This window comes from Ruegeria sp. CDSA241 (genome assembly GCF_059611265.1).
Genome location: NZ_JBXWPF010000024.1, coordinates 23985 through 38691 on the forward strand (window position 1 = coordinate 23985; position 14707 = coordinate 38691).

A 14707-nucleotide genomic window follows, 5' to 3' on the forward strand; every position below is an offset into this window, starting at 1 on the left:
CATGTCCGCACCCGTCAACACGTTCAAACAAGCCCTGAAAAACGGCGACCATCTGATTGGTTGTTGGTCCAGCTTTGCTGAGGCGGTAACAGCCGAGATCATGGGCACTGCCGGATTCGACTGGCTGGTGATCGACGGTGAGCACGCGCCGAATGATATCCGGTCCATCCGGGATCAGCTGATCGCGCTGGCCGCCAGTCCGACACATCCCGTCGTGCGAATCCCGGTGGGCGACACCGCATTGATCAAGATGGTGCTGGACGCAGGTGCTCAGACAATCCTGGTACCGATGGTGGAAAGTGCTGAACAGGCGCGCGATCTGGTACGTGCCTGCCGCTATCCGCCCCAAGGTGTGCGGGGCGTCGGCGCGATGGCCTCACGCGCAACGCAATACGGAACGGTTCAGGACTACATTCAGACCGCAGACGATCAGATATGTCTGCTGTTACAGGTGGAAAACCGCGCCGGTATCGCCGCATTGGATGCCATTGCACAGGTAAAAGGCGTGGATGGCGTGTTTATCGGTCCGTCTGACCTGTCCACTGACATGGGTTTTCAGGGAAACAGCGCCGCGCCCGAGGTCCAGGCGGTGATCGCCGACGCGATGAAGCGCATCGTTGCAGCAGGCAAAGCCCCGGGCATTCTTGGTGTCACGGATGAGGCATCGCAGGCCTATAAGGACATGGGCGCCCAGTTCCAGGCGGTGGGGATCGACGTGATGCTGCTGACACAGGCGGCGCGTGCCCTGGCCGCAAGGTGGAAGGCCTAAGCCCGCATCGCCGAGGCCGCCTGAGCATACCCGCCCGAGGCACCATCGACGAAATGTACGTGATCGTCACGGGTGGCCGAGGGGACAAAGCAGGTCATCATCGCCTCGTCCTGTGCATGCAAGCCATAGTGGATGCTGCCCTGTTTCCGAGCCTGTTCAAGAACGGTCTGAATTTGCTTCAAGGTTGCCGGGTCACAATCCAGCGTCATTTTAAGACCGTCATCGAATTTGCGGAAATCCGCATTGCGACTGACCGTGCGCTTGTAGTGACCAGGCTCGAAATTACCCAATCGCTTTCCAGATTTGAACAGCAGTGCGATCATCAAATTCTGCGCCAACAGCTTGAGTTTCTGTACCAACAGATTGCGACCCGCACGGGAAACATGGGCGTCCAGCGCCAAACCAGGCGGAGGCCAGCGGATCGGAGGGCCGCTTTCCGGCATCGGGTGGCCGGACCGGTCCAATCCTTCAGCGGCCACTAGAACAGCCCTTGACAGGTCGGCGAAATCGGTCTCGGTAGCGCGGGCAGTTGGCTGAACCACCACCGAGACAATCTGACCATTCTGCGCCTTGCTGTTGGACCAGCGGCAGGACAGCCCGGTCAAATCCGGCAGCGCACCAGGGGCTGCGTACGGAACCTCAAACCGGCCTGCTTTCATCTCGGCCTCGGCCCAGGCCAGACCACCGCCCGAGAACATTGCATAATCCACCCCCTCGGATGGCGCGTAACGCGCAACCCGAAGATCCTTGCCCGCCTGCCGGATTTCGGCGACGGGCACGACGGCCCCACGCAACGCGATCGAGAACTCTTCTTCTGCCCAGCGCCGCAAATCGGCCAGAACGCTACGTGCTGCCTCTGCCGCGCTTGCCGGTACGGCGAACCCGGCACCATCACCCCCAAAGACATAGGGAAATTCTTGCCCGCGCAGCGCATTGATCATGGCCGAGATCACCGCGGCCCCCACCATGTTCACGGCCTTATATCGGCCCCGCCCAATCTGACCGGTGGAATCCACCACATCCGCAACACCAAGAACCCATTCCGTCGGCACCGCGGTAAAGCGTTCAGGATCGGTCAGATTGTTAAAGTCCCGCAACAGCGGAAGGCTGTCATAAAATGCGGCCTGTGCGTCTTTCATTGGTTCCTCGACAATATGAATAGACCTTCAGATAGCCCAAATTTGTTCGATGTCCGCTGAAAACATCATAGCACACGCGCTTGTACATATCACGGGGACATGCCAAGCATTTGCTGGCGGGTTGGGCGAAAGAGGCGTCTCATGAAAACCGGACTGGTGGTTCTGTGTCTGGGCTATGTGCTCAGCCAATTTTTTCGTGCCTTTCTTGCCGTGCTCAGCGTCGATCTGGGGCGTGACATCGGGGCAAGGCCCGAAGATCTGGCCTTTGCTTCGGGGCTTTGGTTTCTGGTCTTTGCCGCCATGCAACTGCCAGTGGGTTGGGCGCTGGACCGGATCGGGCCGCGTTTGACGGCAGCGGTTTTGTTGCTGGCAGGCGGCGCCGGCGGCGCTGCGTTGTTTGCAGTGGCCAGCACCCCGTTTCATATCGCAATCGCGATGGGGCTGATCGGAGTCGGGTGCTCGCCCGTTCTGATGGCTTCCTATTACATCTTTGCCCGCGAATACCCGCCCGCCCGCTTTGCCACGCTAGCAGCCATCATGCTGGGCGTTGGGTCGGTCGGCAATCTTGTGGCCTCCTACCCCACAGCACTTGCGGTCGAACTGATGGGCTGGCGCGCCACAATGGCTACACTGGCCGTCGTTTCGGCCATTATCGCAGCGGGCATCTGGATCAGCGTACACGACCCGAAACCGGTTGAGACCGAGCATCGCGGATCAGTGCTGGACCTGCTGAAAGAACCTGCCCTGTGGGCCATCCTGCCGCTGATGCTGGTGGCCTACGCCCCGGCGGCTGCGACACGAGGCCTGTGGGCGGGTCCATATCTGAACGACGTTTTTGCCCTCAGCACCACGCAGATCGGAACCGCGACGCTGGTCATGGGGGCGGCTATGATTGCCGGCACCTTTGCCTATGGGCCACTGGACCGGCTTTTGGGCACACGGAAATGGGTGATCTTTGGCGGCAATGCCTTGGGCGCGGCGGCGCTGGGGCTGTTGTGCCTGTGGATCGACATGGCAGTCTGGGTGTCAGTAAGTCTGATGGCGGTGATCGGTTTCATGGGCGCCAGCTTTCCGGTCATCATGGCCCATGGCCGCGCCTTCGTGCCGCCGCATCTGGTCGGGCGTGGCATGACCCTGTTGAATCTGTTCGGCATCGGCGGAGTGGGACTGGCGCAATTTGTCACCGGCCGCGTCCATGCCGCGACAGTGGACATCAGTCCAACCGCGCCCTACACAGCGATATTCGGCTTTTTTGCAGTCACGCTTGCCATTGGATGCGTGATTTACCTATTCAGCCGCGACAGCGTTGACTGACGCTGGAACCATCGGGAGAGCCCATGTCCGACCCTGTTGTCATCGCACCCAACCTCAAACGCAGGCTGTCCGGCGTGACCGCGACGATTGCGCGGCTGGTGCCTTTGCAGGTGCAATGGATCGACATCGCCGCCACCGGACCGGGCCTTCCAGCCGACCTGCCCCATATCCCGCTGGGCCGCCTGCCCTTTCTGTCGCGCAAGACCACGCGCGTCTGGCATGCGCGCCGCAATACCGAGATGCTGTTGGGCCTGTTCCTGCGCAATGTCTTTCGTCTGCGCCTGAGACTGCTATTCACCAGCGCCTCGCAGCGGTCGCATACGGGCTATACCAAATGGCTGATCGACCAGATGGACGCGGTGGTTGCCACCTCGCGCAAAACCGCCGGATATCTTGAGCGGGACGCGCAGGTCATCATGCATGGCATCAACCTGCAGAATTTCACCCCGCCCGCGGACAAAGCCGCCCTGCGGGGCAAACTTGGCCTGCCCAGTGGTCTGCTGCTTGGGTGCTATGGCCGTATCCGGCACCAGAAAGGCACCGATGCTTTCGTCGATGCGATGATCGACCTTTGTGGCCGTTTCGAAGACGTCCATGGCATCGTCATGGGCCGCGCGACCGAAAAACACACCGGCTTTCTGGCCGAGCTGAAAGACAAGGTCGCCAAGGCGGGCCTGTCTGACCGCATCCTATTCAAACCCGAGGTCACGGTGGATCAGATCGCCGAGTGGTACCAGGTGCTGGACTTGTTCATCGCGCCGCAACGCTGGGAAGGCTTTGGTCTGACCCCGCTCGAGGCGATGGCCTGCGGCGTGCCTGTGGTGGCAACCGATGTCGGTGCCTTTGCAGAGATCGTGACCGACCCCTCACTGGGCCAAGTGGTCGAACCGGGGAACATTCCCGCCTTGGCTGATGCCGCCGCTGAAATGCTGTCGAACTCCGAGTCGCTGGCGCTATCCGGCAGCGCCGCCCGCGTCCATGTGGAACAGAATTTCGACATCTACGGCGAGGCAAAGACCTTGGTGGCGCTCTATGAACGGCTTCTAACCGACGCCTGAGGCGATGCACCGCGTCAAATCGGTGTCATTGGGGGAAATATCCCGTGAAACCTCTTTTTTCTTTGCTGCAACGCGGCTATGAACGCGCGTCCTTAACTTTGGAGACATGAAATGGGCTATCGCGTCGTAGTCGTCGGCGCCACAGGTAATGTGGGCCGCGAAATGCTGAACATTCTGGCAGAACGCCAGTTCCCCATCGATGAACTTGCCGTGCTGGCAAGCCGTCGGTCGCTGGGAACCGAAGTAAGCTTTGGCGACAAGACACTCACGACCAAAGACCTGGACACGTTTGATTTCACCGGCTGGGACATGGCGCTGTTTGCCGTGGGATCCGAGGCGACCAAGGTCTACGCCCCCAAGGCGGCGGCGGCTGGCTGCGTGGTGATCGACAACTCGTCCCTGTATCGCTATGACCCTGCAATTCCGCTGATCGTGCCGGAATGTAACCCCGAGGCGATCCACGACTATAAGAACAAGAACATCATCGCCAACCCCAACTGCTCGACCGCGCAGATGGTTGTCGCGCTGAAACCGCTGCATGACCGCGCCAAGATCAAGCGCGTCGTCGTGTCGACCTATCAGTCGGTTTCCGGCGCGGGCAAAGAAGGGATGGATGAGCTGTGGGATCAGACCAAAGCCATCTACAACCCCACCACCGAAGTTCCGCCGAACAAGTTCCAGAAGCAGATCGCCTTCAACGTCATTCCGCAGATCGACGTCTTCATGGAAGACGGCTCGACTAAAGAAGAGTGGAAGATGGTTGTCGAAACCAAGAAGATCGTCGATCCCTCGATCAAGGTTACAGCCACTTGCGTCCGCGTTCCGGTCTTTGTCGGCCATTCAGAGGCCGTGAATATCGAGTTCGAGGAATTCTTGGACGAAGACGAAGCCCGTGACATCCTGCGCGAAGCACCAGGTATCATGGTGATCGATAAGCGCGAACCGGGCGGCTACGTCTCGCCGATCGAATGCGCAGGTGATTTCGCCACCTTCATCAGCCGCATCCGTCAGGATTCAACCATCGAGAACGGCCTGAACCTGTGGTGCGTCAGTGACAACCTGCGCAAGGGCGCAGCGCTGAACGCGGTACAAATCGCCGAATTGCTGGGCCGTGAGGTCCTGAAGAAGGGGTGAGCGATACGCACAACCCTTAGCATTGATTAAGTAAACCCCGCTGCATGGTCAGCGGGGGGTTTCTTTATTGAACGTCGGCTAGGCGGACAAAACGGACATCCGACGCACAAGGCCGAATGTCCGCTTAATCCAATCAATCTCAGTTGATATCCTGAACATCCATGACCAGGTTTTCCCAGTTCCGCTGGTTTTCCATGTCGTGCTCTAGGCCCTGCTCGTCTGCGATCGTGAAGCGTTTAACGGCTGATGTTTTGCTCGTTGCCTGGTAGAGCCAATAGGCCTCGGCCTTCAGGGCCTCATCGATAGGCTTGTCGATCGACTCGTAGACCATCTGCTTGCAGGCATTGATGGACTCTGCCGGGAACTTGGAAATCCGCTGCGCCAAGGTGTTTACGTAGTCGTCGATCTCATCGGCATCCAACGCTTTATTGATCGTGCCCATTGCCTCGGCTTCATCGGCGTCAAAGTCTCGGGCACTCAGGATGATTTCCAGCGCGCGGCCCAGACCGGTCTGACGGGCCATGCGGGACGCACCGCCGCCGCAGGGCAGGATACCCATGCCGACTTCCATCTGCATGAACTTGAATTTGCCACGCGCCGCAAAGCGCATGTCCAGCGCCAGGGCCAACTCGTGGCCACCACCGCGTGCGAAGCCTTCCAGCTTCGCGATCGTGGCCTGAGGCACCTTGCTGATGCGTTCGCAGACCGCTTGCAAATCGAGCAGCTGGGCTTCATCGCGGGAGACAGCTTCGGTCGACATGTCCTTGAGCAGCTCGGTGTCGTAGTGGCAGACCCAAACCTCGGGGTTCGCGGATTGGAAGATGACCACCTTGGTATCGCGGTCCCGCTCCAGCCGCATGGCAAGGCTGTTGAGGTCGGCCAGCATTTCCTGGCCTTGCACATTCACTGTTCCAAAATCGAATGCCACCGTTGCGATGGCGTCTTGGACCTTCACGTCAAAGGTTTGAAAATTCTCGTATTTCATCAGTCAGTCCTTTCTTGGGTCCGGACAACGCATGTCGCCGGAGGGTTGCAGCTTCAGGTGGTGTAAAAGACGCCCGACGTCAGACGGGCGTCAGTGGGATCAGCTGAGAGATTTCAAAGCATCTTCGATGCCTTGCATCACCTGCGCCGAATGAGTTGCGTCCAGTGCAGCCGCATGTGGCTGCGCGAACTGGCCGCTGTCATTGTCAAAATACTTGCCCGAAACATCCGCGAACGACGACCCGAGCGCCGCTTCACGCAGGATGTTCGCGCCGATGGACAGATCGTTGCCCGCGATGCCGTAGCCTTCTTTGACCATCTTCGAAGCCAACAACGATCCGGGATTGACGGCGACGACGACGGGTCCGTCGGTCAACTCCTTCGCCAATTCGCGGGTCCAGATCGTGATGCCGAGCTTGCTTTGCGCGTAGGCGTCATTGTGGCCAAGCTGTTTTTCCCCGCGCATGGCAGCCAAATCAATCGGCGCTTGCGCGGCAGAGGATAGATTCACGATCCGCCCGTCTTTCGGAATGATCGGCAGAAGCGCGCGGGTCAGCGCATAGGGCGCCAAGGTGTTGACCATGAACCGCACATCATGGCCGGCCTCGGTCTGGGTGTCCGCGACTTTCAGCACGCCCGCGTTATTGATCAGCACATCAAGGCGGTCGTGTTTCTCGCGCACCTCTGCCGCGAAGGTTTGGATATCGGCCATACGCGACAGGTCAGCGGCATAGGTTTCGACGTCGCCGCCGACCTCGTTGACGGCGGCTTCCAGTTTGGCTGCACCGCGTCCATGAAGCAGAATTTTGTGCCCCTCTTTTGCGAGGGTCTGCGCCGTCAAAAGACCGATGCCGTCTGTTGATCCGGTGACAAGAATTGTCTTGGTCATGATTGTCTCTCTCCGTTTGCTCGTGTTTCGTGGGTCCGATGATGGGATCAGGCAAAACGCACTAGGGTGCGGCTCTCAATGCTTTTGCGGATGGTCATGACGTTTGGGTCTTCGACCATGTCCAACGCGGAGTGCCCGATGGAGGGCCGTCCCTGATTGTCGAAGATGTTGAAGTAGGCGACCTCATCCGGGGTCATCTTCGACATGTAGATCCACTGATGATTCGGGTTTGCCGCCAACCCCATGATCTGTCCTTTGCGGTCGGGATAGATCAGATCAAGCAGGATCCAGTCTTCCGGGGCGACGCTCGACGGCAGGATAAACCCGAGCGGGGCTGAGTTGATCGCCGCCTCGATCGGTCGCCAGATGTTAATGAAGGCGTAGTGCCCCGCGCTCCATTTTGCCGCTGTATCAGCACCAAGAATGTCGATCAGTCGCTGTTCTGCGCCGTCAGGGCTGTAGTCGCTGTGGACGTTTCGTGCGGGCTTGCGCGCGGCGTCAGGGTCATCCACCCGGATCGTGTGATCAAAGATGATCACCTCCTGCGCGTCCAGCTTGGTCGTCAGAAGCGACGTCAGCTCTGCGTCGTACTCCGCTTGCCAGGCATCATCGTCTTGCGCGAACGAGACCGCTGTGGGGGCGAAAGAAAACGCGACAGCGTCATCCTCGAATGATGGGTCTGTGGCTGACCTGCGCGCGTCGCGCACTTTCACTTCGGTTGGGGCGAGTTCTGGCGCGATCAGATTGCCAACGATGCCACCGGCATCAAGCTCGAACGCCTGACGCTCCGGTTTGTGGACGTGATAATTCACTGTCGCTGTCTGAGTCATTCCGCTCTCCGCTCTGTCTTGAGCTTTGACCTATACCGCTGCGCAGATATATAAACGGTAGATAATCGAATTCAGTTTTCTGGAAAAATATACAATATGGATACGCAAAGCCTCCGCCTCTTCGTCCTTGCTACTGAAACGCTGAACATCAGCGCGGCGGGCCGAACGCTAGGGATGGCACCGGCGGTGGCCAGCGCGCGGCTCGCAAAGCTTGAAAAACTGCTGGGCGCCGAATTGTTGCATCGATCCACGCGGAAAGTCTCGGTGTCCCTAGAGGGGCAGGACTTCTTGCCGTACGCCCGAGAGATGATCGAACAGGAAGAAGCGGCCCTCGCCGCATTCGGCAAAGGCAAGGCCGAGGTGAGCGGGACATTGCGCTTTGCCGCTCCAAGCACCTTTGCCCAGCTCTATATCGCGCCCCTGTTGCCCGCTTTTATGGATGCCTATCCAGACCTGACGCTCGATTTGCATTTATCAGATACCCAGTTCAACCTGATTGAGGGCAGCTATGATCTGGCCCTCCGCAATTCTATTCTGGAGGACAGCAGTCTGACGGCGCGCAAACTGGCAAACGACACACGTATTCTTTGTGCAGCACCAGACTATCTGGAAACACATGGGGTGCCCGGCACACCGGATGACCTCGCGGCGCATCGTCTGGTCGCCTTCAAGGATCTGGAGCCGCGCGCCTTGGTGTCAGATGACGGAGCCAAAGCAACATTCGACCTCCACAAAGCCTCCCACAGGCTGATCGTGAACGACGGGCTGACACAAGTGCGTGTCACGCTCAAGGGTGCCGGCATTTCGATTAACTCCCTCTGGGCGGTCCACAGCGAGCTGAATGATGGGTCCCTTGTGCAGGTGCTGCCCGGGTACACACTGGCGGACAATCCGGCGCTTTGGCTGATCTACCCCAAAAGCAACGTAGTCTCCGCAAAGGTCCGCGTCTTCATGGACTATCTGATCCAACAGATCGGACGGTCAGCGGCTTGGGCCGGGTCCTAGGCGCCACACCTCTATTATGTAGAAAAAACGAATTCTGTTATCAAAAATATGTCCATTCATACGCAATCTAAGCGTAATATCTGATGTCTCGGAAGCAACAGGCTTGACCATCAGAAAGTTGAGACAGGACATGACACAATCTGCATTAGAGCGCGCACGCGCCGTGGAACGCCCCACACGCGAAGCAATGCTGCAACGCGCCCCGCAAGTCGCGCAATTCTGGAATGACAACCAGGAGCTGTTCAAACACGCATGGAAGGAATGGGAGCAGGCCAATCAAACCGCCTTGGATGCATCTGTTCATGACGACCGTCTCCGCGCAGCGGTCGAGGGGGCCTGGAAAGACCCGGCAACCGAAGGCGAAGTGAAAAAACTATGGGAAGAGGTCTTCCCCGGTGTCTACAAAACCCAGTTCTTTGACCCCGAACGGCTGTTCGTTTTGCGCAGCTATCTGGACAGCGTCGCCGATGCAGGCATTCCGCTGCGCCCACCCTATGGCATTTCCCTCAACCGGGGCGGTGCAATGCTTGACCCGCGCTCGGAAGGGCATCTTGGGGCCTCAGCCTTCCAGACGTTCTACCGCGACCTCATGAACACCTATATGCGGCCCATCTCACGGCTCTTGTTCCCGGATGTGATAGGATACGACACGCAGACCTTCGGGTTTTCCATCCAGTGGCAAGCAGATAAGGACACGTCGCTCCGGCCTCACTCAGACGCATCATCGGTCACGCTGAATATCAATCTAAATCTACCGGACGAGGCCTTTTCTGGCTCTGCTGTCAGCTTCATTGATCCCGCGTCGCGACGGGTCGAAAAACTGCACTTTGAGCCCGGCACGGCCTTGATCCACCACGGCAGCGTCCCCCATGCGTCTGAACCGATCACCGAAGGTCAACGCTCCAATTTCGTGCTGTGGCTCTACGGTCAAAACGGCCAGATCCCGCATCCTGGTGCGTTCGCGCCCACAATCGATCCGCGCGCGCGCTGGACGGTCCCGACCGATCCATCGGACGGGTTTGCGCCCTTCTGATCCGCGGACCTCGACAGGTTGGTTGGGTGATAGACGTCGCCCAGCCAACATAGCGGAGGCTCGTTGGCCGCTTTTTCAGATAATCTCGAAGCAGCCATTGGTGCAGGTTGCAGCATTCGTTGTTTTGGGCTCAAAGCCGCCATCCGAATACACCTCGGGGTCCTCTAAATCACCCCTGCCCCTCGACCAGCGTTTTCAGATTATCCAACCCGCGCTGGTAATCTCCGCCAACCCATTTATCCATCATCAGCCCCATCCAGCGGGACATGGGATTCATACCCAATTCGGATTCAAACCCCCAGGTCACTTTGGTGCCGCTGCCCTCCGGCTGCAGTTCAAACATGGCAATGGCAGTGCCCATTGGACCAAAATCCAAGGCGGTTCTGACCATCTGGTTTTCAACGCTTTCGGTGATCTCTTGCGAACCGGTGCCGACCTGCGGGTGATCCGACGACCAGTTCAGCACATTCCCGACCCCGGAATCAGGCCCGCCATAGGTCAGCTTCGTCTCGGGATCACGAGATAACCATGGCGACCATTTCTCGGTCTCCTGCATGGAGTTGACATAAGGAAAGATGACCTCGGGCGAGGCATCAATCGTGATGCTACGCGAAACATCTGCTTTGCCTGGCAATATAAAGGACACCCCTACCAGAACCAGAATCAAGACTAGCAAGGTGACAAGAACACGTTTGATCAATCGCATGGAATGCTCCGAATCCCTAAAATGACATCCCAAACTTATCAAAAAAACAGCGCGGAATCAGTAGTCTGATCCGCGCTGCCTGAAATTGTCGAAAATCCGCCGGGTCAGACGACCACGAATTTCTTTTCGCCGGGATCATAACACTGAAGGCCACCTTCACCGATATCTGTCCACAAACCGTGCAGGCTGAGCGAGCCGCTCTCTACCGCCGCGGAGATGAAGGGGAAGGTCATCAGGTTTTCGAGCGAAGCAACAACCGCCTGCCGTTCGAACTGGCGCGCTTGGTCGGTGCTGTCTTCGATATCGGCAACCAGATCATATTTTGGTTTGAGGATATCCATCCAGCGACCAACAAAGCTTTCTTTGGCTTCCAGCAGTGGTGCCTGGCCCTTGCACATGTCGATACAGCCCTGCACACCACCGCATTGGGAATGGCCCAGCACGATCAGATGCGCCACTTTCAGCGCAGTCACCGCGTATTCGATGGCAGCACTGGTACCGTGATGATCACCGTCGGGCGCATAAGGCGGAACCAGGTTTGCAATATTGCGGTGAATAAAGAACTCACCTTGATCCGCCCCAAAAATCGAGGTGACATGAACCCGGCTGTCGCAACAGGAAATCACCATGGCCCGCGGACGCTGCCCTTCGGTGGCCAGACGGCGATACCAGACCTGGTTTTCCGAATATGTGGTGGCTTTCCAGCCATGATACCGATTGACCAGATAGTTTGGCAAAGGTTTGGCGAATTCCATTCTTGTGTCCCTGTTCGTGTCTCGGTGGACTGCTGTAACCTGAATTCGAAGAAAATTCGAGCCATTATCCTGCCCCATGGCAAGGTTTTGCAAAGGAATTGCGCACCACATTCGGGCTATGCCGTGGGGGCGTATAGAATTGGGGTGAATGTGGTGGAAAAGATCGTCACGCTTGAACACAAAGAAACAGTGCGGCTGGATTCGGATCGTCTGAATGGGCTGTATCGACAACTGGGTGAGAAAAACGCGTTGGACGTGCTGTGTCGCACGGTCGAGGAATTGGCGGTGCGCCTGTCGAATTGCGAGCGGTTCTGGAGACAGCGTGACTGGGCCGGGCTGCGCAAATGTGCGCGATCCATTGTGGCCATTGCCGAACAGATCGGAATGATGGCGCTGGCCCGTGTGGCGAATGATGTGGCGCAGAATGTGGACGCGGGCGACTCGGTCGCCGCCGGGGCCACGCTGTCGCGGCTGATCAGGGTGGGTGAGAAATCGCTGACTGTGATCTGGGATCAGCAAGATCTTTCGGTCTGACAGGGCTTGCGGACGGTCCATGGACGGCTAGGTTGGGCATAAGCCACAACAGTCGAGATTTCCATGACCCTGTCTTTCGCTCCATCGTCGGACGCATCTGTCCCCCTTCAAGTCATTGCCCAGCCGGATCTGGACGACTGGCTGGCGGGTCAGCCCGAAGCCGTGACGACCTGGGCCAAGATCAGTGGATTTACTGGTGCACTGGGTCAGGTCTTACTGATTCCCGGCGCTGACGGTGCGGTACAGTCTGCTTTGGCGGGGTATGGCACAGCCACAGGTCGGGCCCGCAAGCGGTTTCCGCTGGCCGCCGCCGCCGAAGCCCTGCCCAAAGGCACATATCACATCGCATCGGGCATTGACCAAGCGGATCTCGAAACCGAATGCCTGGGGTGGTTGCTGACCGGCTATGCCTTTGACCGCTATGCCAGCCAATCCCCGGCCAAGGCCCGATTGGTTGCACCCGATGGTATCGACGCAGCCCGGCTTGAAATTCTGGCCGGGGCCGAGGCCTTGACCCGCGATCTGGTCAATACACCGGCCTCTGATATGGGGCCGGAACAGCTTCATAGCGCAGCCGAAGCCCTGGCACAGGAATTCGGCGCCTCTTTCGAGGTTGTTCTGGGCGACGCCCTGCTAGAGCAGAACTTCCCCATGATCCACACGGTTGGCCGCGCCGCCGCACAAGCGCCCCGTCTGATTGAGATGAACTGGGGCGTGACAGGCCCAAAGCTGACCCTTGTCGGTAAGGGCGTCTGCTTTGACACTGGAGGGCTAAACCTGAAACCCGGCGCCTCGATGGGGCTGATGAAGAAAGATATGGGCGGGGCCGCAAATGTATTGGGGCTAGCCCGGATGATCATGGCCCTAGAGCTGCCCGTGCAGCTGCGCGTGCTGATCCCGGCAGTAGAGAATTCCGTTGCGGGCAACGCCTTCCGGCCCGGCGACATCCTGACCTCGCGCAAGGGGCTGACGGTTGAGATCAATAATACCGATGCCGAAGGGCGCTTGGTTCTGGCCGATGCATTGGCGCTGGCGGATGAGGGCGAACCGGATCTGGTAATCTCGATGGCGACACTGACCGGGGCGGCACGTGTGGCGGTGGGCAGCGATCTGGCGCCGTTCTATACCGACAGCGATACTGCGGCGAACGCCTTGACCCGCGCAGCGGGCAAAGCGGCCGATCCGGTCTGGCGCATGCCTTTCCACGACCCCTATGAGGGCCTGATTGAACCCGGTATTGCGGACCTGGATAACGCACCGGCGGGTGGTTTTGCCGGTTCGATCACCGCCGCGCTGTTCCTGCGCAGATTTGTCGGTGACAGCCCCTATATGCATTTCGACATCTTCTCGTGGCAGCGCAGCAAGGAACCCGGACGCAGCAAGGGCGGGTTCGGTCAGGGGCCCCGCGCCCTTCTGACGGCCCTGCCTGAGATTTTGGGCATATGACCCGGCACCGCATCATACAACCGGTCATCGACCTGTTGCGCGCCCCGGACGGGCCGCGAGATCGCCAGCTTTTGTATGGGGATGGTGTTTGCACGCATGAAGAGAACAAGGGCTGGAGCCGGATCACCTCGGACAAGGACGGCTATGCGGGCTGGGTCCGGTCAGACTGTCTGGCTCCCGAATTGCCTGCCACCCATTGGATCACCGCGCCCTCAACCCATGCTTATGAGCAGCCCGCGATGAAATCCCGGGACCGAACCTCGTTAAGCTTTGGCAGCAAGGTTCAGGCCCTGTCCGAACAGAATGGATTTCTTGAGACGGAACTAGGCTTTATCCCGGCCATACACGCCAAACAGATCAACGTAACCCTGACCGATCCGGTCGCCGTGGCCGAGCTGTTTCTGGGAACGCCCTATCTTTGGGGCGGCAACAGCCGGTTCGGACTTGATTGTTCAGGTCTGGTTCAGGCCGGAATGCTGGCTTGTGGGCTGCCCTGCCCCGGTGATAGTGGCGACCAGGAGCGTGATCTGGGTCAGGCGCTGACCCCTGGCACACCCGCTCAGCGCGGTGATCTGTTGTTCTGGAAAGGGCATGTGGCCTGGGTCTACGGCGACAATATGCTGCTGCACGCAAATGCGTTCCACATGGACGTGACCTTTGAGCCGATGGATGTTGCAATCACGCGCATTCTGGAACAGGGCGATGGGCCCGTGACCGCCCATAAAAGGCTCTAATCCAAGTCGACCGACCGTATCAGCTTGCGTTCCAATACTCGCAGAACCGTGCGCAGATCATGACCGCGTTTCAGGATGCGACCATCCATACCGACCACCGAATACATCCCTTGTCGTGCCCGCAGACGCGGGTCCTTTTCAACCCGATAGATCGGATGTTCTGCTGTGCGCCTGAAAATGGAAAACACCGCCATATCACACAGGTTCGAAATCCCGTAGTCGCGCCATTCTCCGGCGGCGACCATCCGGCCATAGACAGAAAGGATTTGGGACATCTCGTGCCGATCGAACGCGACGGGCATCTGGGTCGAGTTTGCAGAATACCGGCTGGGAGGCTGCATGTTCATGGTTCAAGCCTTGCCGGAAAACGCGTTCGA

At 58.6% G+C, this 14707-nt stretch carries 16 protein-coding genes; 9 read left to right on the plus strand and 7 right to left on the minus strand.

The window, feature by feature from the left end; genetic code table 11:
- The first annotated feature begins 1 nt into the window (after position 1).
- Positions 2–769: an HpcH/HpaI aldolase family protein gene (locus AC2FJV_RS18295; protein WP_496714268.1), complete on the plus strand. Its 768-nt coding sequence runs from the start codon at positions 2–4 to the stop codon at positions 767–769.
- Here the strand turns inward: AC2FJV_RS18295 and AC2FJV_RS18300 are convergent.
- Complete coding sequence (locus tag AC2FJV_RS18300; RefSeq protein ID WP_496714270.1) at positions 766–1908, minus strand: DUF3095 domain-containing protein; 1143 nt, start codon at positions 1906–1908, stop codon at positions 766–768. The genes AC2FJV_RS18295 and AC2FJV_RS18300 overlap by 4 nt on opposite strands.
- 141 nt (positions 1909–2049) lie before the next feature.
- Here AC2FJV_RS18300 and AC2FJV_RS18305 point away from each other — a divergent pair, with 141 nt between their 5' ends.
- The 3 genes from AC2FJV_RS18305 to AC2FJV_RS18315 all read left to right on the plus strand — a co-directional run bounded on the left by AC2FJV_RS18305 (position 2050) and on the right by AC2FJV_RS18315 (position 5414).
- Positions 2050–3222: an MFS transporter gene (locus AC2FJV_RS18305; RefSeq protein ID WP_496714271.1), complete on the plus strand. Its 1173-nt coding sequence runs from the start codon at positions 2050–2052 to the stop codon at positions 3220–3222.
- Between the two features lie 23 nt (positions 3223–3245).
- Complete coding sequence (locus AC2FJV_RS18310; protein WP_496714273.1) at positions 3246–4280, plus strand: glycosyltransferase family 4 protein; 1035 nt, start codon at positions 3246–3248, stop codon at positions 4278–4280.
- Between the two features lie 111 nt (positions 4281–4391).
- Positions 4392–5414 carry an aspartate-semialdehyde dehydrogenase gene (locus tag AC2FJV_RS18315; protein ID WP_142637551.1) on the plus strand — a complete coding sequence of 341 codons (1023 nt, stop codon included), beginning with the start codon at positions 4392–4394 and terminating at the stop codon, positions 5412–5414.
- Between the two features lie 139 nt (positions 5415–5553).
- On the opposite strand, the gene AC2FJV_RS18320 is transcribed toward AC2FJV_RS18315, so the two are convergent.
- The 3 genes from AC2FJV_RS18320 to AC2FJV_RS18330 all read right to left on the minus strand — a co-directional run bounded on the left by AC2FJV_RS18320 (position 5554) and on the right by AC2FJV_RS18330 (position 8117).
- Positions 5554–6399 carry an enoyl-CoA hydratase/isomerase family protein gene (locus tag AC2FJV_RS18320; RefSeq protein WP_142640334.1) on the minus strand — a complete coding sequence of 282 codons (846 nt, stop codon included), beginning with the start codon at positions 6397–6399 and terminating at the stop codon, positions 5554–5556.
- A 99-nt stretch (positions 6400–6498) separates the two neighbouring features.
- The gene (locus AC2FJV_RS18325; protein ID WP_496714275.1) at positions 6499–7287 is read right to left on the minus strand and encodes an SDR family NAD(P)-dependent oxidoreductase; all 789 of its coding nucleotides are present in this window, start codon (positions 7285–7287) and stop codon (positions 6499–6501) included.
- Positions 7288–7334: 47 nt separating this feature from the next.
- Positions 7335–8117, minus strand: a complete 783-nt coding sequence (locus AC2FJV_RS18330) for a CmcJ/NvfI family oxidoreductase (RefSeq protein WP_496714277.1) — start codon at positions 8115–8117, stop codon at positions 7335–7337.
- 96 nt (positions 8118–8213) lie between these two features.
- Here AC2FJV_RS18330 and AC2FJV_RS18335 point away from each other — a divergent pair, with 96 nt between their 5' ends.
- Together AC2FJV_RS18335 and AC2FJV_RS18340 are read left to right on the plus strand one after the other, a co-directional pair.
- Positions 8214–9122: a LysR family transcriptional regulator gene (locus AC2FJV_RS18335; RefSeq protein WP_271951652.1), complete on the plus strand. Its 909-nt coding sequence runs from the start codon at positions 8214–8216 to the stop codon at positions 9120–9122.
- A gap of 130 nt (positions 9123–9252) precedes the next feature.
- Positions 9253–10155 (plus strand): 2OG-Fe(II) oxygenase family protein, encoded by a 903-nt coding sequence (locus AC2FJV_RS18340; RefSeq protein ID WP_496714279.1) that lies wholly within the window; start codon positions 9253–9255, stop codon positions 10153–10155.
- Between the two features lie 169 nt (positions 10156–10324).
- On the opposite strand, the gene AC2FJV_RS18345 is transcribed toward AC2FJV_RS18340, so the two are convergent.
- Positions 10325–10861, minus strand: coding sequence for an SRPBCC family protein (locus AC2FJV_RS18345; RefSeq protein WP_281973868.1), 537 nt, complete (start codon positions 10859–10861; stop codon positions 10325–10327).
- A 104-nt stretch (positions 10862–10965) separates the two neighbouring features.
- On the minus strand, positions 10966–11616 hold the full coding sequence (locus tag AC2FJV_RS18350; RefSeq protein ID WP_142637545.1) for a carbonic anhydrase: 651 nt from the start codon (positions 11614–11616) through the stop codon (positions 10966–10968).
- Between the two features lie 144 nt (positions 11617–11760).
- On the opposite strand from AC2FJV_RS18350, the gene AC2FJV_RS18355 reads away from it, so the two are divergent.
- The 3 genes from AC2FJV_RS18355 to AC2FJV_RS18365 all read left to right on the plus strand — a co-directional run bounded on the left by AC2FJV_RS18355 (position 11761) and on the right by AC2FJV_RS18365 (position 14330).
- Positions 11761–12150 (plus strand): hypothetical protein, encoded by a 390-nt coding sequence (locus tag AC2FJV_RS18355; RefSeq protein WP_496707765.1) that lies wholly within the window; start codon positions 11761–11763, stop codon positions 12148–12150.
- Positions 12151–12213: 63 nt separating this feature from the next.
- The gene (locus AC2FJV_RS18360; RefSeq protein WP_496714281.1) at positions 12214–13596 is read left to right on the plus strand and encodes a leucyl aminopeptidase family protein; all 1383 of its coding nucleotides are present in this window, start codon (positions 12214–12216) and stop codon (positions 13594–13596) included.
- Positions 13593–14330: a C40 family peptidase gene (locus AC2FJV_RS18365; protein ID WP_281996106.1), complete on the plus strand. Its 738-nt coding sequence runs from the start codon at positions 13593–13595 to the stop codon at positions 14328–14330. The genes AC2FJV_RS18360 and AC2FJV_RS18365 overlap by 4 nt, the downstream gene beginning before the upstream one ends.
- Here the strand turns inward: AC2FJV_RS18365 and AC2FJV_RS18370 are convergent.
- Positions 14327–14677: a DUF2794 domain-containing protein gene (locus AC2FJV_RS18370; RefSeq protein WP_271950694.1), complete on the minus strand. Its 351-nt coding sequence runs from the start codon at positions 14675–14677 to the stop codon at positions 14327–14329. The two genes, AC2FJV_RS18365 and AC2FJV_RS18370, sit on opposite strands and share 4 nt — an antisense overlap.
- Positions 14678–14707 lie beyond the last annotated feature (30 nt).

What these genes read in the sequence shown, in the direction of transcription:
- AC2FJV_RS18365 (WP_281996106.1), top strand. Translation starts at nt 13,593, where the DNA reads ATGACCCGGCACCGCATCATACAACCGGTCATCGACCTGTTGCGCGCC.
- AC2FJV_RS18315 (WP_142637551.1), top strand. Translation starts at nt 4,392, where the DNA reads ATGGGCTATCGCGTCGTAGTCGTCGGCGCCACAGGTAATGTGGGCCGC.
- AC2FJV_RS18305 (WP_496714271.1), top strand. Translation starts at nt 2,050, where the DNA reads ATGAAAACCGGACTGGTGGTTCTGTGTCTGGGCTATGTGCTCAGCCAA.
- AC2FJV_RS18295 (WP_496714268.1), top strand. Translation starts at nt 2, where the DNA reads ATGTCCGCACCCGTCAACACGTTCAAACAAGCCCTGAAAAACGGCGAC.
- AC2FJV_RS18335 (WP_271951652.1), top strand. Translation starts at nt 8,214, where the DNA reads ATGGATACGCAAAGCCTCCGCCTCTTCGTCCTTGCTACTGAAACGCTG.
- AC2FJV_RS18345 (WP_281973868.1), bottom strand. Translation starts at nt 10,861, where the DNA reads ATGCGATTGATCAAACGTGTTCTTGTCACCTTGCTAGTCTTGATTCTG.
- AC2FJV_RS18300 (WP_496714270.1), bottom strand. Translation starts at nt 1,908, where the DNA reads ATGAAAGACGCACAGGCCGCATTTTATGACAGCCTTCCGCTGTTGCGG.
- AC2FJV_RS18310 (WP_496714273.1), top strand. Translation starts at nt 3,246, where the DNA reads ATGTCCGACCCTGTTGTCATCGCACCCAACCTCAAACGCAGGCTGTCC.
- AC2FJV_RS18360 (WP_496714281.1), top strand. Translation starts at nt 12,214, where the DNA reads ATGACCCTGTCTTTCGCTCCATCGTCGGACGCATCTGTCCCCCTTCAA.
- AC2FJV_RS18350 (WP_142637545.1), bottom strand. Translation starts at nt 11,616, where the DNA reads ATGGAATTCGCCAAACCTTTGCCAAACTATCTGGTCAATCGGTATCAT.
- AC2FJV_RS18340 (WP_496714279.1), top strand. Translation starts at nt 9,253, where the DNA reads ATGACACAATCTGCATTAGAGCGCGCACGCGCCGTGGAACGCCCCACA.
- AC2FJV_RS18320 (WP_142640334.1), bottom strand. Translation starts at nt 6,399, where the DNA reads ATGAAATACGAGAATTTTCAAACCTTTGACGTGAAGGTCCAAGACGCC.
- AC2FJV_RS18325 (WP_496714275.1), bottom strand. Translation starts at nt 7,287, where the DNA reads ATGACCAAGACAATTCTTGTCACCGGATCAACAGACGGCATCGGTCTT.
- AC2FJV_RS18330 (WP_496714277.1), bottom strand. Translation starts at nt 8,117, where the DNA reads ATGACTCAGACAGCGACAGTGAATTATCACGTCCACAAACCGGAGCGT.
- AC2FJV_RS18370 (WP_271950694.1), bottom strand. Translation starts at nt 14,677, where the DNA reads ATGAACATGCAGCCTCCCAGCCGGTATTCTGCAAACTCGACCCAGATG.